Below are 21433 nucleotides of genomic sequence, written 5' to 3'. Positions count from 1 at the left end.
GTGCTCGAGGACGGCCGCGCGGTGCGCGGATCATGGGCAGAACGCGGCCAGCCACCGGGTGCCGCGCCGGCCGGCGCGGTGCGCCACGGTCGCAACGGCTGGTTTCGAGGCGCGGCTGTCGGCGGCCATTCGCTATAGCGACGAACGGCGTGCGGCGCAATCGACAACGCACGGCGCCGCGGCCGATGCGCGCCGTCACACCGATCCCTTACCCTGCGGCGATGCAGAACCTCGCCGCGCACGACTACGCCGACGGCCACGTCATCCACCTCGTATCCAAGCTGGAGCCGGCGCCCGGTCAGGCGCCCGCGGCGTTGGGCTTGCCGCGCCGCCTGGGACCGGCGGGGCGGGCGTGGTTCGCGCTCGCCAACACGGTGGTCTCCGCCGCGGCGGCGGGAGCGCTGTTCCTGCTGTGGACGCAACCGACGCCCGGCCTGTGGTTCGAACTGCTGTTCACCGTCATGCTCGTCGGCCTCGCGACCGCGCCGTGGGCGATCCTGGCGGGCTCGATCCGGCAGGCGGACTTCGAGCGCGGCCTGCAGGCGGCCTGGCGCGACATCGCGGGCCGCGCGAGCGCAGTGGAGGCACGGGTGATCGAGCGCGACTGGACGCTGAGCGAGGACGGCTCGGTGGCGTCCTTCGCCCTGACCGTGCGCACCGCCGACGCGGCCTCGCTGCGCGGCCGCTGGCGGCCCGCGGACGCGAGCCACGGCCTGCTGCAGGCGCAGGTGCCCGGCGTCGGCGCCGTGGTGCGGGTGTGGTGGGTCGCGGATGCGCCGGCCGGCGCGCCGCGGGTGATCGAAGCGGCCGATCCTTCGGTCGTGGCCTGAGCGATCCGCCTGCGAGGCCCGCGCCGAAGCGTCGGCATGGATCGGCGGCACGGGTAGGGAGGAAGGCATCTCGATACGTTTGGTTTTCATACAGGGCCGTCTCCGCGCCAGGGGCCGTATTCGATTTCGTGGCGCTGGGATGCTCGCGCCGACGGCTGCAGACCGGGTCGCGCTGGTTGCGACCAGCGCGGCTGCGCGGTCGCGACCGGACTCCGTGGACCTCCACGGACGCCGGTCCGGCAATCAAGCGTGCGCGGGCCCTGGCTCCCGTATCGACGTTCACTCCGATCCAACCGTAGTTCCGCCCCGCAACTTGCGCGCGATCCCGGATCGGCCGGCGCGAAACGCCGACCGCGACGGACGCGGCGCATCCGACGAACCAAAGGAGTTGGTGGCATGCGACAGATCTTCAAAAAGCGCACGGCGTTGAGCCTGGCGACCTTGGCCGTACTGGCCAGCGCGACCGCGCAGGCGCAGCAAGGCGATCCGCTGTACCGGTACCAGTGGCATCTGATGAACTACGGCCAGCAGGTGCTGGGCGACACCCGGCCCGTCTCCGGCATCGACCTGGGCATCGACGACCTGCACGACTACAACATCCGCGGCAAGGGCGTGATCGTCGGCGTGCTCGACGAGGGCACCGAGATCCGCCATCCCGATCTGGCCGCGAACGTGGTGCCGAACGGTTCGTGGAACTTCAACGACGGCAGCCACGACCCGACCCCGACCAACCCCGACGCCGCCCACGGCACCTCGGTCTCCGGCATCATCGCCGCGGTCGGCTGGAACGGCATCGGCGTGCGCGGCGTGGCGCCGAGCGCGCGCCTGAAGAGCTTCAACTTCCTCGACTCCGACGCCAACAACGAGCAGATCCAGTACGCCTGGTGGGACGGCCCGGAATCCAAGGACGTCGCCGTCTCCAACAACAGCTGGGGCAGTACGATCCCGCTGTTCCTGACGGTGGTCTCCGAAAACGAGCTCGCCGCCTGGGAAAACCCGATGTCGGCCACTCGCGGCGGACTCGGTACGGTCTACGTCAAGGCCGCCGGCAACAGCTTCGCCAGCGTGCCGCATCCGCTGTTCGGCGAGCTGTGTCCGGCCAGCGCCGCCCAGGTCGGTTGCAGCCAGTCGATCAACGACACCGAGGCGAACTACTTCAACGTCATCACCGTCGCCGCGGCCAACGCCGCCGGCAAGCGTTCCAGCTACTCCACGCCGGGCGCCTCGGTGTGGGTGTCGGGCCTGGGCGGCGAGTACGGCTGGGAGCGCGCGTCGGTATCGGTCAACGCGCCGGCCGGTTTCGCCGACCGCCAACCGGCGGTGCGCTTCGATCCGGCGATCGTGACCACCGACCTGAGCGGCTGCGTCAACGGCTACAACGCCAACGCGGTGGTGCCGCCGGAGTTCGTGTCCGACCTCAACCTCAACCGCCTGGAGTCGGACCAGTCCGCGATCGACGGCACCTGCAACTACGGCGGCACCATGAACGGCACCTCGGCCGCCGCGCCGACCGTGTCGGGCGTGGTCGCGCTGATGCTGCAGGCCAATCCCAAGCTGAGCTTCCGCGACGTCAAGTACATCCTGGCGACCACCTCGCGGCGCATCGATCCGAACCAGGCGGCGGTGACCAACGCCGACGGCACCGTGCTGTCGGCCGGCTGGACCGTCAACGCCGCCGGCCGCGCCTTCAGCAACTGGTACGGCTACGGCCTGGTCGACGCGACCATGGCGGTGACCCGCGCGACCGGCTTCAAGTCGCTCGGCCGCCTGGTCGACAGCGGTTGGCAGCCGGCACAGGTGGCCGCGGCCCAGCCGATCGGCAACGTCGCCGCGCCCGCGCGCGCCACCGTGCGCATCGCCGGCGGCGCCGGCCGCGTCGAGGCGGTGCAGATCGGCATGGCCTCGGACTACCCGCTGGACTTCCTGGAATCGACGACGCTGCGCGTCAGCCTGATCTCGCCCAGCGGCACCCGCGCCATCGTCGTCCCCGCGGGCGCCGCGTTCGCCGTCGACACCATGACCTTCGACCTCGCCGCGGTCAACGCCTTCATCGACGAAACCGGCAACGGCGACTGGACCCTGGAAGTGGTCGACACCGCGCTCGCGGCCGGCGCCGAAACCAAGGGCAATCTCACCTCGTTCAAGATCCGCGTCCTGGGGCACTGAGCATGAAAATCCAATTCCTTCCGTTGTGCGCCGGCTTGCTGGCGATGAGCGCGATGCCGGCGGCGCTGGCGCAGTCCTACACCAAGCAGGCCGAACTCGACCTGGCCGCGACCGGCGAGACCTTCTCCATCGGCCAGACCCAGTACCGCATCGCGCCCGCGGCCGAGGTCAAGCGCGCCGATGCCGCCACCGATCCGCGTCGCGACGTGATCGTCGGCGAGTACGTGGTCGAGCCCAAGGCCGCCGCGGCCAACGCCCGCAGCAAGCGCGCCGTCGATGCGGTCGCCGGCAACGGCCTGGGCGCCGCGGTCTCGGCCAACGGCCGCGCCGTGGTGGTCGCGCCCGAGCTCAACGTCTACTTCAGCAACGCGAGCGTGGTGGATGCGCTGGTGCGCGAGACCGGCGGCACCTTGCTGTATTCCTCCGCGGCCGGCGGCAAGGCGACGATCGGCTACGCCTCGCTGGCCGAGGCGATGAAGGCGCGCCAGCGCATTCTCGGCAAGGCCGGGGTCAAGGAAGTCAGCCCGCGCCTGGTGCAGCAGCGCAGGGTGGCCTGGTAAGGCACGGGCGCAACGTCCGCGCAGGCCAGGCCTGCGCGGGCCGCCGCAGGGCACGTGATGCGACGGGCGGGACGCAAGCTTCGCGTCGCGCTCGAACAGCGTCGGCGTCGCGTGTCGTTGTTGCGCAAGGCTCCGCGTGCGAACGCGGAGCCTTTTCGTTTGCGCTCGCCGCGCCGGCCGCGGCCAGCGAGCCCGGTCGCGTCCGCGGTCCGATCGCGCGCGCCGTCGTCGCTCAACGCCCCAGTTCGACCAGCAGCGAGCGCAGCAGGCGCGCGTCCGGCATGCGCGCCACGTCGATGCCGGCCGCCTCGAACCACGACGCGTCCGCTTCCGGATGCGGACCGCTCAACACCACCACGCCCCGGCCGAACGAATAGCGCGCCGCGGCGAGATCGCCGTTGGCGTACGTCGCGATCGGCTTGAAGCCCGGGTCCTCGGCCGCGCGCAGCAGATAAGGGCCGTCCTGATAGAAGACCGTTTGCTCGCGGCCTTGCCAGCGCACCGCGACGACCGCGTCGTCGCTGTCGACGACGGCGAAGCCGGGGCGGCCGACTTCCGAATCCAACTCGTGCGGGATCAGGCCGAGGCCGGAGCCGCTGGCCAGATACGCGCCCATGCACAGGCCCAGATAGCGGCCGCCGCGCGCGACGTAATCGTGGATCGCGTCGATGCGCTCGTCGCCGAGGCTGGCGAGCGCGCCGGCGATGTCCTGGCCGCCACCGGGCTGCGCATAGACGTCGTAGCTGGCGAGGTTGCGCGCGGTGATGTCGATGGGTTCGTCCGCGCCGACGAAATCGACGCGGTACTTCGGCCCCAGCCGTTCGATCGCGCGCTTCAGCGTTTCCGAGCAGTTCTCGCACGAGGCCGGCCCGCGATAGACGGCGACCCGGACCGTGCCGCTGTCGGTGCGGTTGGACGCGTCGCCGCGGCCGGCGGCTAACGACGGCAGGGCCAGCGTGCCGGACAAGGCGAGCGCTGCGATCTTCAGGACCAGACCATTCATGCGGTGGCGACACGGCGGGGCGATGGCTCGCATCCTGGCGCTTCGCGGAGCCGTTGCCCGTGCCTGTGGGTACTGGCGTGTATCCGTGTGTAATCGCGCCCGGTCCGGCCGGCCGTGGCGACGCGACAGCCCGCCCAAGCCGCTCGCGCGTGGCGGTCGAAGCCCACGTGGCGCCCGCTCTTTCGCGAACTGGCTCACAGTTATCGATGCATATCGGCATCACGGCCTGATGCATGCCGTTTGCGCGTTTGTTGTGAGTATTGCCGGGCGATAGCATGGCCGTCCCGAGGCCCGGCCGTGTCGCGCCGGGCGCCGCGGCGACCGTGCGCGGCCGCTCGGCCCATTGCGGAGATGCAGTCATGACCAAGTCTTTCGTCGACGAGATCGGCGCCGAACGCGCCCAGGCGCTGGCCAGCAAGGCGGTCGCCGAGGCGATCGCCGAGGCCGATGCGCTGGGCCTGCCGCAGGTGGTGAAGATCGACGGCGTGTGGTGCCGCCGCTACCCGGACGGCCGCATCGAACCGGTCGAGGCGGGGCGCTGAGATGCCCGGCGACGATCTGCCGCGGATGATCGTGTTCGCCGGGCCGAACGGCTCGGGCAAGAGCACCATCACCAAGAGCTGGAGCGAGGAGCCCGGCTTCCCGAAGGACGGGTACATCAACGCCGACGAAATCGCCAAGGGCATGGAGAAGCAGTACCCGGACTACCACGAACGCAATTTCCGCGCCGCCAACATCGCCGAAGAACACCGCAAGCTCGCGCTGGAAAGCGGCAAGCCGTTCGCGTTCGAGACGGTGATGTCGACGCCGGGCAAGCTCGCGCAGTTCGACGAAGCGCGCAACAAGGGCTTCAGCGTCGACCTGGTGTTCGTGACCACCGAGCATTCGGAGATCAACAAGCAGCGCGTGGGCAACCGCGTCGCCGGCGGTGGCCACGGCGTCGACGCGGCCAAGATCGTCGAGCGCTACGAGCGCGCGATGGACCTGTTGCCGGCGGCGGTGGAGAAGGCCAACACCGCGACCATCTACGACAATTCCGGACGCGAGCCGATCGTGGTCGCGAAGAAGCTGGAAAACGGCAAGATGGTGTATCCGCAGGGCGAAAACACCCCGGATTGGGTCAAGGACCGCCTGCAGAAGCCGCTGGAAGCGCGCGACGCCTCGCGCGCCGATCTCGACAAGGAACTGCGCGGACGCGTGCCCGGCGCCGACGTGCGCCCGGCCGACATCAGCGCCGGCCACGAGTACCGCGGCCGCGTCGCCCTGATGACTTCGCAGCACGTGCTGCAGCATGTGTCCGGCACGAACTACGTCCTGCACGACCGCTCGCTGACGCCGGCGGTGGACTTCGCCAAGGCGCAAAAAGATCCCGGCTATCCGGAGATCAATGTCTCCTACAAGTTCGGCGCGGACGGCAAGCATCCGCCGCAGGCGCCCGAGGCGACGCAGGCGCAGGGCCAGCAACAGGCGCAGCAGCAGGCGCCTTCGGGGCAGGAACCGCCGCAGTTGCCGCGTTCGAAGCTGTGACGCATTCGAAGCGGTGAGCCGCCGCGGCGAGCGATGAGCAACGATGAAGCCCCGCGCTGCGGGGCTTCATCGCATTCGCCGGTATTGCCGGGTTGCGCCGGCGGTCGCATGCGCAGAGCTGCACCCTGCGAACGTGATGCGCGACGACAGCGGCGGGCAGCGCCGGCGCGTTACGCGCCGGATGCCTCAGTTCAGCTCGCCGCCCGGCGGCGCGATCCGGAAGCAGGTGCCGCGCTGGATGGTGAAGGAGCCCGACCACAGGCCCCAGCCGACCGGCTGCGGATCGGTGCAGCCGCGGCTGATGTATTGCACGCCGCGCACGTTGCCGGCCGAGTCGGCGTAGGTGCGTATCTCCACGTACGCGCCGGGTTGCGACAACGCGGGTGCCGCGACGCCGGCGATCGCCAGTGCCGCCGCGGCTGCGGCGAACGTCCAATGTTTGTTGCGCTTGCGCATGTGCCTCTCCTTGATGGGCGCCGCGCGAACGAGCGCGGTCGCGGTGGCGGCTCCGGCGCCGCGACGCGGCTGCGTCGCGGCGCGAGGGCCGAAAGCGGGGCGGTACTTGCTGGTTGCGAGGCGTTCGCCGTGTCCGTGCGGCCCGATGCACAGGGCCCGGCCGAGCTTGGTCTGCGCCAGGCGCGCGCTGTCCCGGACTTGCGGATTGGGGCGGAAAACATCGATGCGGCATCCTTGCGGCGAAAGTCGACGACGGCTCGAACGGTCTGGGACGAAGCGCCGTCGCCGAGCGCAGCGGGCGCGATTCGAGCCGGTCGCAACGAATGGACTGCGCGCGACTCGGTGAAGTTCGCGCCGATAGTGCGAACCTGGGGTGCGATCACGTTTTCGTCGTTCAGAGAATTTTGTCGTGATCGGATAACGCCTCGCGACGCGATCGCACATATCGCAAGCGAGCGATGCGATTTGCCGCTGCGCGCGGCGATGGCTCAGGCGTGTTGCGTCGGATGGCGGCGTTCGCCCCGACAGACGTGACGAAGGATGCCTCCGTCGCTCGCGCCTGCAGAATCCAGGCGACCTCGCGCCGAGGAACTACGCTCGGCTCAGCGCCGCGGCGATGCGCGCAGCAGCGGTCGACGCAGCGCGGCGGTCACTGCGCCGGGCATGCGGGATCCTGCCCCGCGTACTTCGCGCAGATCTTCTGCCGGCATTGCAGACCCCTGGCGGTGTTCGCCTTCGGGCATTTGCGCAGGCTCGCCTGCACCGGATTGGCCGGCGCCGCGGGCGCGGCGGTTTCGGCGGCCTTGGCCGACTTGGCGCCGCTCTTGGCGTTGCCGGCGGCGACCGGCTTGGCCGCGGTCTTGCCTGCGGCCGCGGCGCTTTTCGCGGCCACCGCAGAGGCCGCCGCGTTCTTCTTCGCCTCGGCCGCGCTGTCGGCGTTGACCTTGCGGATCAGTTGTTCGAGCGCGTCCTGGTCTTCCTTGGCGTTGCGGTTGCGCGCCTTCGCCTTGCGCTTGCCGCCGGATTCGGCGTCGGTGTCGATGTTGCCCAGCAGCACCGCCATCAGGCCGTCGTCGTTGTTCTTGGTTGCGCCGCGGCGCTTGCCGGCGGCCGACGCAGTACGCGCGGTCGCGACCGGCGGCTTCGCGCCGGCCTTGGGCGGCGTCGCCGATGCGACCTGCCTGGGCGCGTCGGCGGCGGGTTTGGCGGTAGGTTTGGTCGCCGGCTCGCCGGGATCGAAGGGATTGTCGTCGTCGAGCACGATCTTGGCCGGCTCGACGATCGCGGCGGTGCCGGTCGCCGGCAACGCGGGAGCGGGCATCGTCGGGGCGGGGACGGTCGATGCCGATGTCGCGAGCGGCGGCGTCGCCGCTGCGACCGGTCGCGCCGGAGCCGCGCTCGCGGCGGCCGGCTTGTCCGCGCTCGCGACCGTCGGAGCGGAGTCGAACGGTGGGTCTTCGCCGCGCAACAACAGATAGCCGCTGGCGACGAACACCGCGACCAACCCGAAGATCAGCGCCAACCGCTTGCCGCGACGCAGCGGCGCGGGCGCAACGGGCCGCTCTTTGCGGCTTTCCATGTCTGCTAGGATTCGCCCGGTCGGCAACGGCTCGGCGGAGCGGTTTTCCGCTCCCGAGATCAGGCTCGGACGACTCGGCTTACCCTGTTGCCGATCCACATGGACTCCTTTCCATACTCGGCCTGGTCGAAACCGGCTCGCGGGCATTCTCAGCGAACGCCAACGCGGCCGTCAATTCGAGCGCAAACCGGCGCGACGCACCGGCGCTCGCCCCACAATCTCAGGACGAGGCGCGGCGCGTGGTCTGGTTGGCGGTAACAGTTTCGTTCCTGGTTTTCGCGGTCGTCGCGTGGTTGGCGATGTTTCCCGGCGCGCGCGACGAGGCCGGCGGACGCGCCGGGCGGATGCTGCAGCGCGGCAGCGCATTCATCGAACGCCTGCGCCGGCGCGCGTCGCAGCAGACCCGCGAGTCCGGCCAGGAATTGCGCACGAAAAGTGCCGGTTATGCGCGCCGCGTTTCGCGCAGCAAGTACTTCCTGATCGCCGCGGCGGTCATGGTGATCGTGCCGGTGAGCCTGATCCTGGGCCTGCGGCAGAAAGTGATCCTCGATGGCGGCACCGATCCGGTGCCGGTAGCCACCAGTTCGCAGATCCGCGAATTGCTGGAAGGCGAGAATCTGGTGCCGCCGGAACCGCCGCCGCCGGAGGTGTTCGTCGAGGCCGAACGCGAACTCGCGCAGCTTTCGCCGAGCGCGCGCCTGAGCATCGCCGCGCCGGAGGAGATCGTCAGCGCCGACCGCCGCTGGGAGCAGATCGACCGCGATTTCAGGCAGCGCGTGCTGGCGATCTACAAGGTCATGGAAGGGCGCGGCATCAAGATGGTGCTGGTCGAAGGGTTCCGCAGCGCAAAACGCCAAGCCGAACTGGCCGCCGCCGGCAAGGCCACCCGCGCCGGCGCCGGACAGAGTTGCCATCAATACGGCCTGGCCGTGGACAGCGCGCCGATCCGCAACGGCAAGTTGCAGTGGGACATGAACGATCCTTGGACGCGCGATGCGTATCACCTGTACGGCCAACTCGCGCAGGAGGCCGGCCTGGAGTGGGGCGGCAGCTGGCGCAGCATCAAGGACTACGTCCACCTGGAGCAGAAGGACCGTTGCCGCGCCGCCCGGCGCGCGGCCGGGGCGGGCTGAACCGCGCCGACGCCGCGCCTGCGCCGTTGCGCCGGCGCGGACGCCGGGAGGCCGTCCTGGCCGGGGTGTTAAGCCGCTCCACTCCTGCTATCGTCCTCCCTGACATCCGGATCGTCACTCGCCAACAAGGAGCATGGCCATGACCCTCCCCTTCATTCGCGTCGGCGATCGCAGCGATCACCGCGGCTTCGGCGTGGGCGACGGTCGCGGCCTGAACGCGGACGAATCCGCGCTCGCGCGACGTGAAGATGTGATCGTTCGCACAGTGCGGCTTGTCGCCGCGCACGCGCGCGCGGCGACGACCGGCTGATGGGCGCGCCGACACCTTAAGACAGCGGACGGGAGCCTCAAGGATGAGATTCGTGTGCGGCACCGGCTGCGTCGCAAGCGTCGACGGCCCCGGCATCGCCGGCGCCCGGAGCGCGGCGGCATGAAGGCCTTCAAGCTCGTGCTGTGGCTGGCCTTGCTGACCGGCGGGATCTGGTTCGCGGTGGTGCTGGCCTGGCAGGTCAACGACGTGCAGCCGAGCGGATCGGCGCTGGTGCTTTATATGGTCGGCTTGCCCTTGCTCGCGATCGGCGCGGTGCTGGCGGTCGGCTACGGCCTGCGCCGGCGCAAGCAGCGCGCGCAGGATGCGCAAGCCGATGCGGCCACGCCGGCCGCGCGCGCGTCCGCCGACGACGGCGAGCACGCGTCGCGCGCGTACGCGCTGCACCTGCACGCTACGGCCGTGAATCTGATCGTCGGCGCCAGCGCGGAAGCCGCGGCGGCCGCGTTGGTCGAGCCCGAGCGGCCCGGTTTGCATCCGAATCTCAAGGACGACAACGGACTGCCGGTGATGGCGGCGCAGGTGAACGAACTGGACACCGACGCGGTGGCCGAAGCGCTGCAGGCCTTGGCCGGAAGCGAAGCCATCGAGCACGTGTTCGCGCAAGAACATCTGCGCGCGATCGCGCTGCTGGAACCGGTGCTGGAAGAACTGCTGGGCCTGGAGGCCGCGATCGTGGCCGGCGCGGCGCCCGCGGACGCGTCGCCCGCGCTCGTCGCCGGCCGCCGCAGCGAGGCCGCCGCGGCGCCGAAATCGCGCTTGCGCACGCTGATCCTGGTCGCCGACGCGTGGCCGCAGGCGGCGCGCCAGCGGCTCGGCGACTGGGCGCTGGCCAAGGCCGCGGCGCTGGACTTGCCCGAGGAACGGATCGCGGTCGAGGTGGTGCCGGTCGAGCAGGCGATCGATGCCTGGGCGCTGATCGATCGCATCGGCCAGCGGTATCGCGACGAAGTCACGCCCGACCGCCATCTGCTGCTGGCCTGCGCCTCGCAACTGAGCGAGGGCGCGGTCGAAGCGTTGCAAGCCGCGCGCCGGCTGATCGGCCACGACCGCCCGGAAGGGCTGGTCCCCGGCGAAGGCGCGGTGGGCCTGTGGCTCAGCGGTCCGCCGGAGCCCGGCCAGCCGGCTTCGCCCGATGCGCTGGAACTGCGTGCGCTGCAGCGTGGCCATGTCGCCGCCGGCACCTCCAGCCGCAACGCGACCCGGCAGACCTCCGAACTGATGGCGCGCGCGATCGCCGCGGCCGGCCAGGACGCCGACAGCGTCAAGGCGGTGGTCAGCGATGCCGACCAGCGCCCGAGCCGGGCGATCGAGATCGCCAGCGCGATCGCCGCGACCTGTCCCGAACTCGATCCGATCGGCCACAACCTCAGCCTCGGCGTCGCTTGCGGGCATCTGGGCCCGGTCGCGCCGTGGGCGGCGATCGCCGTCGCCGCGGCGCAGGCGCGCAGCGAAGGCGGGCCGGTGCTGGCGATCGGACTGGCCGACGGCGAGGCGCGCGCCGCGCTCGCGGTGATGCCGGTGCCGCCACCAGCGCCATCGCTACCCGCTGAGGCCGAGCGGGCCGGGTAAGCAGTCGACGATACGCAAGCAGTCATTAAACGGACGAAGCATTTGATGAGCAGGCTCAGATATTTCCTCACCGACTATCGGGTGATCGCGGCGCTCGGCGTGTTCAGCGTCGGCGCGGTGGCCTATTTCGGCGCCGACAAGCTCAAGACCATCGGCGGCTGGATCCTGGTGCTGGCCGCGCTCGCGCTGCTGGTGTGGCTGGCGGTCTGGATCGTCCGCCGCGTGCTGGCCGCGCGCGCGGCCAAACAGCTCGACGCGATGGTGCAGCAGCAGGCCGACCAGGCCGTGGCCGCGTCCAAGCCCGCCGCGCGCGCCGACGTGGAGCAACTGCGCGAACGCATGGCCGAGGCGGTCAAGGCGATCAAGTCGTCCAAGCTCGGCCTGCTCAAGGGCAGCGCGGCGCTGTACGAACTGCCGTGGTACACGATCATCGGCAACCCGGCCGCCGGCAAGAGCACCGCGATCCTCAACTCCGGCCTGCGCTTCCCGTTCGAGGACAACCGCAGCAACGTCATCCAGGGCCTGGGCGGCACCCGCAACTGCGATTGGTACTTCACCACCGAAGGCATCGTGCTCGACACCGCCGGCCGCTACACGGTCAGCGCCGAGGACCGGCTGGAGTGGCTGACCTTCCTCGACCTGCTGAAGAAGCACCGCCCGCGCGCGCCGCTCAACGGCGTGATCATCGCCGCCTCGATCGCCGAGCTGTCCGGCAGCAAGCCCGAGTTCGCGATCGAACTGGCCAAGAACCTGCGCCAGCGCGTGCAGGAACTGACCGAACGGCTGGAAGTGTTCGTGCCGGTCTACGTGGTGTTCACCAAGGCCGACCTGATCGCCGGCTTCGCCGATTTCTTCCAGGGCCTGGACCCGGCCGAGCGCGAGAACACCTGGGGCGCGACCCTGCCCTACGATCCCAAGGGCGAGACCGACGCGCTGGCGGCGTTCGACACGCACTTCGACGAATTGTCCGAAGGGCTCAAGGAAATGAGCCTGTCGCAGATGGCGATGCGGCGCGGGCGCGAAGTCGGCCCGGGCCTGCTGACCCTGCCGATGGAGTTCACCGCGATCAAGCCGGCGCTGCGCACCTTCATCGCCACCTTGTTCGAAGAGAACCCTTACCAGTTCAAGCCGGTGTTCCGCGGCTTCTACTTCACCAGCGCGCTGCAGGAAGGCGTGTCGGTGCAGCACGCGTCCGAGCGCATCGCGCGGCAGTTCTCGCTGCGCCCGCGCGCCGGCGCGTCCGAACGCGCGCCGATGTCGGACAACGGGCACTTCCTGCTCGGCCTGTTCCGCAAGGTGATCTTCGCCGACAAGCAACTGGTCAAGCAGTACTCCAGCCCGGGCCGCAACCGCCTGCGCCAGGTCATGTTCCTGGCCTCGTTCGCGCTGCTGGGCCTGTGCCTGGCCGGCTGGGGCTGGTCGTACACCAGCAACAAGCAGCTGGTGGCCAATTCGGTGCAGGACCTGCGTCAGGCCAAGACCTTGCAGGAAGGCCGCTTCGACGTGCAGTCGCGGATCCAGGCACTGCTGGTGTTGCAGACGCGGCTGGAAGAGCTGCGCAGCTATCGCGACAAGCATCCGCTGTCGATGGGGCTGGGCCTGTACCAGGGCGACCGCATCGAGAAGAAGGTGCGCGAGGAGTATTTCCACGGCATGCGCCAGCTGATGCTGGCGCCGGTGCAGGGCAAGCTGGAGGCCTATCTCAACGAGGTGCTGGCCAACCGCGCCAAGCTCAAGGTGGCCGACGCCGCCGGCGCCGCGCCGCAAGTCGCGGCGCAGGTCAACGCCGGGCAGACGCTGTACCAGGACGCCTCGCCGACCGACGCCAACGACGCCTACAACGCGCTCAAGACCTATCTGATGCTGGCCGACCGCAGCAAGGTCGAGAGCAGCCACCTCAGCGACCAGCTGACCCGGTTCTGGCGGCGCTGGCTCGACGACAACCGCGGCACCATGTCGCGCGAGGAACTGGCGCGTTCGGCCGAGCGGCTGATGGCGTTCTACGTGAGCCAGTACGAACAGCCGAACTGGCCGACCATCGACGAGAAGTTCGCCCTGGTCAGCGACAGCCGCAACGTGATCAAGGGGGTCATGAAGGGCACCCCGGCGCGCGACCGCGTCTACGACCAGATCAAGCAGCGCGCCTCGGTGCGCTTCGCGCAGATCACCGTGGCCTCGCTGATCGGCGAGGAGAACGCGCGCGCCGGCGTCGCCGGCAGCTACCGCGTGTCCGGCGCGTTCTCGCGCAAGGCTTACGAGGACTACGTCAAGGACGCGATCAAGCAGGCCGCCAACGAGCAGCTCAGCGCGACCGACTGGGTGCTGGCCGACACCGTGCAGGGCGACCTCACCCTCAGCGGTAGCCCCGAGCACATCGCGCGCGAACTCAACCAGATGTACAAGGCCGAGTACGCGCAGGAATGGCGCAAGTTCATGCAGGGCGTGACGGTCACCGACTTCGGCAACTTCGACCAGGCCGTGACCCGCATGAACGCGATCGGCGACCCGCAGAACTCGCCGTTGCGCAAGGTCCTGGAAGCGGTCAACAACGAGACCATCTGGGACAACCCGGAGGCGGCCAACAAGGCCTTGGGCGTGGCCAAGAAGGGCATCGTCGAGTGGTTCAACCGCACCATCCTGCGGCGCCAGCCCAGCGGCATGAACGTGCAGGTCGATCCCAACACCGGCAAGCAGGTGGCGATCCAGATGGGCCCGGTCGGCGCCGAATTCGCCGGCCTGTCGCGCCTGTTCGCCCAGCGCGACGGCGGCGCGCCGATGATCAACGGCTACTTCGAGGCGATGGGCAAGCTGCGGTCGCGCCTGAACGGAATCAAGACCCAGGGCGATCCCGGCCCGGGCGCGCGCAAGCTGATGCAGGAGACGCTGGAGCGCGGTTCGGGCTCGGAGATCTTCGAGATCGAAAAGATCATCGACGAGCAGATGCTCAACGGCCTCAACGAGAGCCAGCGCGATGCGCTGCGTCCGTTGCTGGTGCGTCCGCTGATGCAGACCTTCGCCGCGCTGATCCGGCCGACCGAGGGCGAGATCAACCGCACCTGGGTCGAGCAGGTCTACCAGCCGTTCGAGGACGGCATCGGCAAGCTGTATCCGTACAACCCCGGCTCCAGCGCCGAGGCCACCCAGGCCGATCGCGACGCGGTGTTCGGCGCCAGCGGCTCGATCTCCAAGTTCGGCAGCGAAGCGCTCGGCGCGCTGGTGATCCGTCGCGGCTCGGTGATGACGCCGCAGCAGTGGGCCAACATGGGCGTCAGCCTGCGGCCGGAATTCACCAGCAACTACTCGGGCTGGGTCGGCGGCGCCAGCGGCGGCGGCCGCGGCGACGCCAACGCCGGGATGGTGATCGAGATCCTGCCGGGCGCGGCGACCGGGCGCGAGTACACCATCACCATCGACGGCCAGGCCCTGCGCTACCGCAACGAGCCGCCGCAGTGGAAGACGATCGAACTGGTCAATTCCAGCAGCGTGCGGATCGACGCGGTGACTCTGGACGGCCGCACCGTCGAGGTGTTCAACGAACCCGGCTCGAAGGGCCTGAACCGCTTGTTCTCGGTGGCCAACAAGGGCCGGGGCGCGGGCGACAAGCACTTCCTGATGTCGGTGAACAAGGACGACGCGACGGTCGACTTCGAACTGCGGATCATCCGCGTGCCGGTCCGCTCCGATGCCCAGACCGAGACCGCCAAGCCCGCGCTGCGCCTGCCGCGCGAAGTCGCCGGCGCGCCGCCGGCGGCCGTGGCGCCCGCGGCTACGGGCACGGGCACGGGCACCGCGCCGGCCGCGCCGGCAGCGACTCCGGCGGCTGCGCCGGCAGGAGGCGTGTGATGGCGGCGGCCGAAACCTTGGCGTCGATGAGTTACTTCGGCAAGCTGCCTTCGCGCGGCGACTTCGTGCGCACCGCCGAAAGCCACCAGCTGATGGTGTTGTTGGACCGCTGGGCCGGCTCCGGGGTCGAACTGCTGGCCCAGGACCCGGGCTGGAAGCAGCTCTACGACACCGCGCCGCCGATGCATTTCGCCTTCCTCGGCTCGCGCAGCCGGCTGGCGATCGGCGGCCACTTCCTGCCCAGCCGCGACGCCACCGAACGGCGCTTCCCGTTCCTGTCGGCGACCTACCTCGACATCAGCCAGCCGCTGGCCTTCATCGGCCGCAGCCCGCTGGTGCTGGCGCGGATCTGGGGCGGCCTCGCCCGGCTGTGCGGCCAGGCCGTGCGCGCGGAGGACGCCGCCGACAGCCTGCGCGAACTGTCGGAGAACAAGGTCGCGGTGACCACCGACCCCGGCGTCTACGACGCGCCGTTCGCCGACTTCCTCGACATGCAGGACGTCGGCGCGCTGCAATCGCTGCTGCACCAGTCCGGCCATGCCCACGTGCAACTGCGCTGGGTGTTGCCGGCGCTGGGCCTGCTGCTGCAGCCGGTGCTGACCGGCGCGGCGTCGCAGATCGACAAGGCGCTGTCGCTGCCGCTGCCGCGCGACGCGCTGTACCGGCCGATGGTCGCCGCGTTCTGGCTCGACCTGGTCAGCGGCTTCCTCAGCCGCGCCGATTTCGAACTGGCGGTGATGATCCAGGAGACGGCCGCGCCGCGCCTGGTGATCGGCTTCAACGGCGCCGACGGGCGCACCCTGCAGGCGGTGTTGGACCCGCACGTCGGCGGCGAGCAGATCATCCGCGTCGACGATGCCGAATGGGTGGACAACCACGTCGCCGGCGACTACGCCCTCAACAAGCTGGTCAGCTACATCGGACGCGACGATCTCTCGCTGCGCGTGGCCCGCAAGGCCTTCGGCGAAACCTTTCTCGGAGCGTGAGCATGCGCGGTAGAACCTTTTTCCCGTCCCCGGCGCGTGCGCTGCCGGCGATCGTGCTGGCCGCGGCGCTGGCGTCGCTGGCCTGCGCCGCGTCCGCGCAGGACGCCGTGCCCGCCGCCGCGCCTGCGCCGGCCTCCGCGTCCGCGGCCGCCAAGCCGGTGATCGCCTCGGGCAAGGTGCCCGACGAAAGCAGCAAGCAGGCGGTGCTGGCCAAGCTGCGCGAGCTGTACGGCAACGAGCGGGTGATCGACCGGATCGAAGTCAGCTCGGGCATCGTCACCCCGCCGAACTGGCGCCAGAACGTGGTCAACATGCTGGGCCCGGACCTGCAGCAGGTCAGCGACGGCAAGCTGGAAGTCAACGGCAACGCGGTGCGGGTCAGCGGCAACGTCGCCAACGAACTGCAGCGGCAGCAGATCGTCAGCGGCCTGTCGACGCGGATCAACAACCCGACCTATTCGGTCGACGGCCGCCTGCTGCGCGTCGCCGGCGGCGCCCAGCAGAGCCTGCTCGACAACGTGCTGGCCAACCGCATCGTCGAATTCGAGAGCGGCAGCGCGACGCTGACGCCCAAGGGCGAGCTGATCCTCGACGAGATGGCCGCGGCGATGAAGCGCATCGGCAACAAGCGCGTGCTCATCGTCGGCCACACCGACGCCGCCGGCCGCCGCGAATCCAACCTCGCACTGAGCCTGGCGCGCGCCGATTCGGTCAAGCGCTACCTGCAGGCGCACGGCGTCAACGGCGCGCTGCTCGGCGTGCAGGGCGCCGGCCCCGATCAACCGGTCGCCGACAACGCCACCGCCGAGGGGCGCGCGCGCAATCGGCGGATCGCGTTCAAGGTGCTGTAAGCGCGGGTCGTCGAGTCACCGTGGCTGCGCAGGCCGCGGCGGTGTTCCGATCGGTTGCGCGGCGGGTTTTGTACTCGTCAGCGCGCCTGCCGCGGTCCCGTCGTTCAGCTGGTGCGCTTCGGCCGAGTCGGCCGGCGATCCATCGGCATGCGCCCGCCGGGCTGGCGGGCGGTGGGTCATGACCAACTCAAGGGATCGCCCAACGAAGCTTGAATCGGTCCCGGTCGATCCGTGCCCGAGCGCGCGGCGCAGTCGAACCAATATTGCTGCTGTTTCTGTGCGCTGTATGCATATGAATCCGCAACGGCGGTACAGCGTTTCGGCCGGTCGATGTCGCAGTTCGCGCGTCGCCGGGCGTATACGCTGAACCCGTCGATGGCGACGCCCCAGGGGTGAACCGGGCTCGCCGCGGCGCGGGAATCGTAGGACGCGATCGCAATGCGGCCACGCCTTCGGCGCAGACCCATGCGGATGTCCGCAATCCCCGCCTGCAGTCGTATTGAACACAGGTATAGACGCCGTTTTCGATCCCGCCGTTGCGTCGGCCCTGGTCGGGCCGTCCCCACGAACGCAGTCGCCAACAACAGGATTTCGCCGTGTACGGATACACACCCGCCTCCCTGGCCCAATTGGTCCGGCTCAATCAGGACACGCGCCTGATCCGGGTCAAATCGCCGCTCGATCCCGAAGCCTTCGTCATACGCCGCATGCGCGGCGTCGAATACGTCTCGCGTCCGTTCGCGTTCACCGTCGAACTGCTGTCGCTGGACGCGCACCTGGAACTCAAGCAGGTGATCGGCCAGCCGATGCGCCTGAGCCTGCGCACGCAAGCCGGCGAGGAACGCCATTTCCACGGCTATGTACGGGAGTTCGGCCGCACCGGCGCCGAGGGCGGCATGGCCGTCTATCAGGCCGAGCTGCAGCCGTGGTTCGCTTTCCTCGACTGCACCAGCAACTGCCGGATCTTCCAGGACCGGACCGTGCTGGAGATCGTCGAAGAAGTGTTCGCCGGCTACGGCGACCTGGCCAAGTGCAAATACGACGTGCAGGCGGCCCGATACCCGAAGCTGCCGTACTGCGTGCAGTACAACGAATCCGACTTCGCCTTCGTCTCGCGCTTGCTCGAGGATGCCGGTGTCCACTACAGCTTCGAACACGCCGAGGACGAACACCTGATGTTCATCGCCGACGACTCGACTCAGGCCCGGGCCATCGACGGCGCGGGGCGGGTGAACTTCGTCGCCGACGACGCGGTGCGCGACGACTACGGCCTCGACCGCTGGACCACGCGCCGCCGAGTCGGCACCAGCGTGCAGGCGCTCAAGAGCTTCGACTTCAAGCAGCCCAAGAGTCCGCTCGCGGTCGACCGGCCGCTCGACATTCCACTCGGCCGCCTGCCGCAACTGGAGTCCTATCGCTACGACGGCGCGGCGCGCTACGTCGACAGCGCGATCGGCGACGCCCTGGCCAGCCTGCGCGGAGAAGAATCGGCCTGGCAGACCAAGCTGTTCGAAGGCGCCGGCAACCACGGCCTGCTGCAGGCCGGCCGCCACTTCGTGTTGCACGGTCATTACGAACACAGTGAAGGCGAAGAGGAAGAGCGCAAGTTCTTGCTGCTGCAGGTCGCGCACGAGATCCGCAACAACTTCAACGAAGACTTCAGCGTGGCCGAAGGCGCGAGCTACCGCTGCGAAGTCGCCTGCCTGCGGCGCAAGATCCCGTTCCGCCCGCTGCGCGCCACGCCGCAGCCGCGCATGCCCGGTCCGCAGACCGCGACCGTGGTCGGCCCGGCCGGCGAGGAAATCCATGCCGACAAGTACGGCCGGGTCAAGGTGCAGTTCCATTGGGACCGGCTCGGCAGCTTCGACGAGCGCAGCTCGTGCTGGGTGCGGGTGGCCAGCCCCTGGGCCGGCAGCGACATGGGCGGCGTGTCGCCGCCGCGCATCGACCAGGAGGTCGTGGTCGATTTCCTCGACGGCGATCCGGACCGTCCGCTGATCGTCAACCGCGTCTACAACGAGCTCAACATGCCACCGTTCGGCAACGAGGTCAGCGGCATCAAGTCCAAGACCGTCAAGGGCGCGGGCTACAACGAACTGAGCATGCACGACGCCGACGGCAAGCAGATGCTCAACATGCACGCCCAGCGCGACATGAGCACCACGGTGCTCAACGACCAGACCGCGGCGATCACCAGCAACAAGGCGACCACGGTCGGGCAGAACCAGACCCTCAGTGTCGGCGTCGACCAGACCATCTCGGTCGGCGGCAACCGCGCCATCGCCGTCACCGGCGACGACACCCACGACGTCGCCGGCGCGCGCACCAGCACCGTCAGCGGCGCGGTGGCCGAGACCTACAAGACCGGCCAGACCCTGACCATTCCCGCGGTCGGCTATACCGAAACCATCGTCGGTCCGCTGTCGACCACGCTGACCGGCGACTTCACCAGCCAACGCACCGGCGCGTGGAAGGAAACCGTCGTCGGTACCTCCGATCGCATCGTCACCGCGGCGCTGACCGAGCAGTACGGCGCCGGTCGCACCACCTCGATCACCGGCACCGACCTGCGCGCGGTGATGGGCGCGGTCGAGGACGCCAACGAAGGCCCGCGCACGGTCTCGGTGACCGGCAACCTCGAGCATGGCGTCAGCGGCACCCACACGGCGTTCTCCGGCGGCGACATGAGCATGGGCTCGGGCTCGCGCATCGCCCTGGGCGTGGGCGAGGTCTCGGGCATCACCATCACCGGCGGCGAGATCGTGATCGCCTCGGCCGGCTCGACCATCGTCATCAATGCCTCGGGCGTGACCGTCAACGGCGCCAAGATCAACCTCAACTGAGCCGGTGGATCATGAGCGCCGCCAAGACCGCCGTCGAAAGACGCATCGACGAACTCGCCGTGTTGTGGCTGCAGGCGTGCGAATCGCCCGACGTGCGCCTGGTCGTATGGCGCACGCCGGGCAATGCCGCACGGATGATGGCCGCGTTCTTCGAAGCTCAGAAACACCTGCAGCCAGCGCCGACGCCGGACCTGTTCCAGGACTTCGACGCGCCGTTCGAAACCGGCTTCGGCTACAGCCGGGCGCTGATGGATGCGCTGCGCGACGGCTACGCCACCAGCCGCGCCGAGCTCAAGAAGCAGGGGCTGCCGATCGACTGGCGCAGCGCCCACGCCGGCTATGCCGACAGCGCCAGCGGCGCGCTGGCCATGTTCCAGTCGTTCGCCGAACACTATCGCGAGCAGATGCGCTACTTCGCGCCGGTGCTGTCGCCTGCGCGGGTCGCGTCCGACGCGGACCTGGAGCAATGGCTGGACGCCGCGTTGCGCGCGCCGGTTCCCGATCGCCTGCGCCTGTGCATCGTCGACCACGCCGAGGACAAGCGCTGGCAGGCGCTGGCCGAACGCCACGGCAAGGCGGTGCGGGTGATCGACGCGCCGGTCGACATGTTCGACATCGCCCGCCAGACGGCCGCCCAGGCCAGCGGCGGCGCCGGACCGGGCATGGCCTATCGGGCCCTGCTCGCCGATGTCATGACCCTGTTGGAAAAAGGCGACGCCGCGCAGACCGCCGCGCGCGCCGACAAGGCGATGAAGCTGGCAGAGCGCGAACGCTGGCCCGATCAGCAGGTAGTGCTGCACATGGCTGTCGCCGGCGCGCATCTCAAGCAAGCGCAACATCCCGAGGCGATCCATCGCTACCGCGCCGCGCGCGAATGTGCGATCACCGCCGAAGCCGCCGCGAATCCCGCCGGCACTAGTCTTGTCATGCAGACCTGGTTCGGCGAAGCCGGCGTGTGGCTGTCGGCGCGGCAGCCGCTGCGCGCGTCGGAGGCGTACGCGCAGGCCGCGCAGGCCGCGCGGTGCGTGCCGAACGCGATGTTCGCGCTGGAAGGCCTGCGCATGGCCGGTTATTGCCTTGCCCAGGACGGCCGGATCGAGCCGGCGCGGGAGCGCTACCTCGCCGCGATCGGCGAAGCCAGGGCGATGCCGCCGGGAGACCGGCCCATGACCACGTTGCCGCTGCTGCTGCAGGACATGCTGCGCCTGCAGGACGCGCCGCGTGCGGAGCGCATCGCCCAATGCGCGCCGGCTTACCAGAAGCAGGTCGTACAGGCGCTGCAGCAAGCCGAAGCGCAATCGGCCAAGCTCGGCCCGCAACCCCCGCCGGCGGTGCTGGAGCGGATCGAGACCGAGTTGCTGGCGCGCTACGAACAGGCCTTCCGCACGTTGTGCGACGAACGCGAGCGGCTGATCGGCGGCGGCGACGTGTTTTTCCGCAAGGTCGTCGCGATCGGCCGCGACTACCTGCACCCGGCCTGGAACGGCGTGCCGGAGGTCAAGCACCCGCTGGACAAGGAACTGCCCGAGTGGAGCCAGCCGCCGCAGTTCGCGCAATTGCCCGAACCCGGCGATCTGCTCGACGGCCCGGCGCCAGCCGCGGCCGCGGAAGCGACGCTTTGAATCCGCGCCGGTGGCTGCTGTTGGCCGGGTTCGCGCTGCTCGCCATGGCGGCGGTGTGGTGGTTCGGCCAGCAGTACGGCGACGAAGCCCGCGCGTTCCTGCGCGGACTGCGCCGCATCGTGTAGGCATCGGCG

General features: G+C 69.7%; 17 protein-coding genes. 14 read left to right on the top strand and 3 right to left on the bottom strand.

The window, feature by feature from the left end; translation table 11 throughout:
- The first annotated feature begins 185 nt into the window (after positions 1-185).
- The 3 genes from RDV84_RS04270 to RDV84_RS04260 all read left to right on the top strand — a co-directional run bounded on the left by RDV84_RS04270 (position 186) and on the right by RDV84_RS04260 (position 3556).
- Entirely contained in the window at positions 186-830 is a 645-nt protein-coding gene (locus RDV84_RS04270) for a hypothetical protein (RefSeq protein WP_309152587.1), read from the top strand.
- 396 nt (positions 831-1226) lie between these two features.
- Entirely contained in the window at positions 1227-2996 is a 1770-nt protein-coding gene (locus RDV84_RS04265; protein WP_309152586.1) for a S8 family serine peptidase, read from the top strand.
- A gap of 2 nt (positions 2997-2998) precedes the next feature.
- A complete protein-coding gene (locus tag RDV84_RS04260; protein WP_057946023.1) occupies positions 2999-3556 on the top strand; it encodes a hypothetical protein in 558 nt (185 codons plus the stop codon).
- A gap of 232 nt (positions 3557-3788) precedes the next feature.
- Here RDV84_RS04260 and RDV84_RS04255 read toward each other — a convergent pair whose 3' ends face one another.
- Positions 3789-4559 (bottom strand): BPL-N domain-containing protein, encoded by a 771-nt coding sequence (locus RDV84_RS04255; RefSeq protein WP_309152585.1) that lies wholly within the window; start codon positions 4557-4559, stop codon positions 3789-3791.
- A 359-nt stretch (positions 4560-4918) separates the two neighbouring features.
- Between RDV84_RS04255 and RDV84_RS04250 the strand changes: the two genes are divergently transcribed.
- Both RDV84_RS04250 and RDV84_RS04245 read left to right on the top strand, forming a co-directional pair.
- On the top strand, positions 4919-5101 hold the full coding sequence (locus tag RDV84_RS04250) for a hypothetical protein (RefSeq protein WP_078996889.1): 183 nt from the start codon (positions 4919-4921) through the stop codon (positions 5099-5101).
- Position 5102: 1 nt separating this feature from the next.
- Positions 5103-6086 (top strand): ATPase, encoded by a 984-nt coding sequence (locus RDV84_RS04245; RefSeq protein WP_309152584.1) that lies wholly within the window; start codon positions 5103-5105, stop codon positions 6084-6086.
- 186 nt (positions 6087-6272) lie between these two features.
- Here the strand turns inward: RDV84_RS04245 and RDV84_RS04240 are convergent, their stop codons facing one another.
- Complete coding sequence (locus RDV84_RS04240) at positions 6273-6542, bottom strand: hypothetical protein (RefSeq protein WP_078996891.1); 270 nt, start codon at positions 6540-6542, stop codon at positions 6273-6275.
- Between the two features lie 649 nt (positions 6543-7191).
- On the bottom strand, positions 7192-7863 hold the full coding sequence (locus RDV84_RS04235; RefSeq protein ID WP_309152583.1) for a hypothetical protein: 672 nt from the start codon (positions 7861-7863) through the stop codon (positions 7192-7194).
- A 128-nt stretch (positions 7864-7991) separates the two neighbouring features.
- On the opposite strand from RDV84_RS04235, the gene RDV84_RS04230 reads away from it, so the two are divergent.
- The 9 genes from RDV84_RS04230 (at position 7992) to RDV84_RS04190 (ending at position 21424) form a co-directional block, all read left to right on the top strand.
- On the top strand, positions 7992-9254 hold the full coding sequence (locus tag RDV84_RS04230) for a M15 family metallopeptidase (protein WP_309152582.1): 1263 nt from the start codon (positions 7992-7994) through the stop codon (positions 9252-9254).
- A 139-nt stretch (positions 9255-9393) separates the two neighbouring features.
- The gene (locus RDV84_RS04225; RefSeq protein WP_250447495.1) at positions 9394-9564 is read left to right on the top strand and encodes a hypothetical protein; all 171 of its coding nucleotides are present in this window, start codon (positions 9394-9396) and stop codon (positions 9562-9564) included.
- Between the two features lie 120 nt (positions 9565-9684).
- Positions 9685-11154 (top strand): hypothetical protein, encoded by a 1470-nt coding sequence (locus tag RDV84_RS04220; RefSeq protein WP_309152581.1) that lies wholly within the window; start codon positions 9685-9687, stop codon positions 11152-11154.
- A gap of 45 nt (positions 11155-11199) precedes the next feature.
- Positions 11200-14997, top strand: a complete 3798-nt coding sequence (tssM, locus tag RDV84_RS04215) for a type VI secretion system membrane subunit TssM (protein ID WP_309152580.1) — start codon at positions 11200-11202, stop codon at positions 14995-14997.
- Positions 14997-15983, top strand: a complete 987-nt coding sequence (gene tagF, locus RDV84_RS04210) for a type VI secretion system-associated protein TagF (protein WP_309152579.1) — start codon at positions 14997-14999, stop codon at positions 15981-15983. The genes tssM and tagF overlap by 1 nt, the downstream gene beginning before the upstream one ends.
- Positions 15984-15985: 2 nt before the next feature.
- Complete coding sequence (locus RDV84_RS04205; protein ID WP_309152578.1) at positions 15986-16834, top strand: OmpA family protein; 849 nt, start codon at positions 15986-15988, stop codon at positions 16832-16834.
- Between the two features lie 596 nt (positions 16835-17430).
- Complete coding sequence (locus RDV84_RS04200) at positions 17431-19677, top strand: type VI secretion system Vgr family protein (protein ID WP_309152577.1); 2247 nt, start codon at positions 17431-17433, stop codon at positions 19675-19677.
- 11 nt (positions 19678-19688) lie between these two features.
- On the top strand, positions 19689-21299 hold the full coding sequence (locus RDV84_RS04195) for a hypothetical protein (RefSeq protein ID WP_309152576.1): 1611 nt from the start codon (positions 19689-19691) through the stop codon (positions 21297-21299).
- Entirely contained in the window at positions 21296-21424 is a 129-nt protein-coding gene (locus RDV84_RS04190) for a hypothetical protein (RefSeq protein WP_309152574.1), read from the top strand. The genes RDV84_RS04195 and RDV84_RS04190 overlap by 4 nt, the downstream gene beginning before the upstream one ends.
- The last annotated feature ends 9 nt before the right edge of the window (positions 21425-21433 follow it).

The sequence above is a fragment of the Lysobacter yananisis genome (assembly GCF_031199375.1).
Classification (GTDB): Bacteria; Pseudomonadota; Gammaproteobacteria; order Xanthomonadales; family Xanthomonadaceae; genus Lysobacter; species Lysobacter yananisis.
The sequence above is the reverse complement of the archived record's forward strand: the minus strand, read 5'-3'. Positions and strand labels throughout refer to the sequence as shown.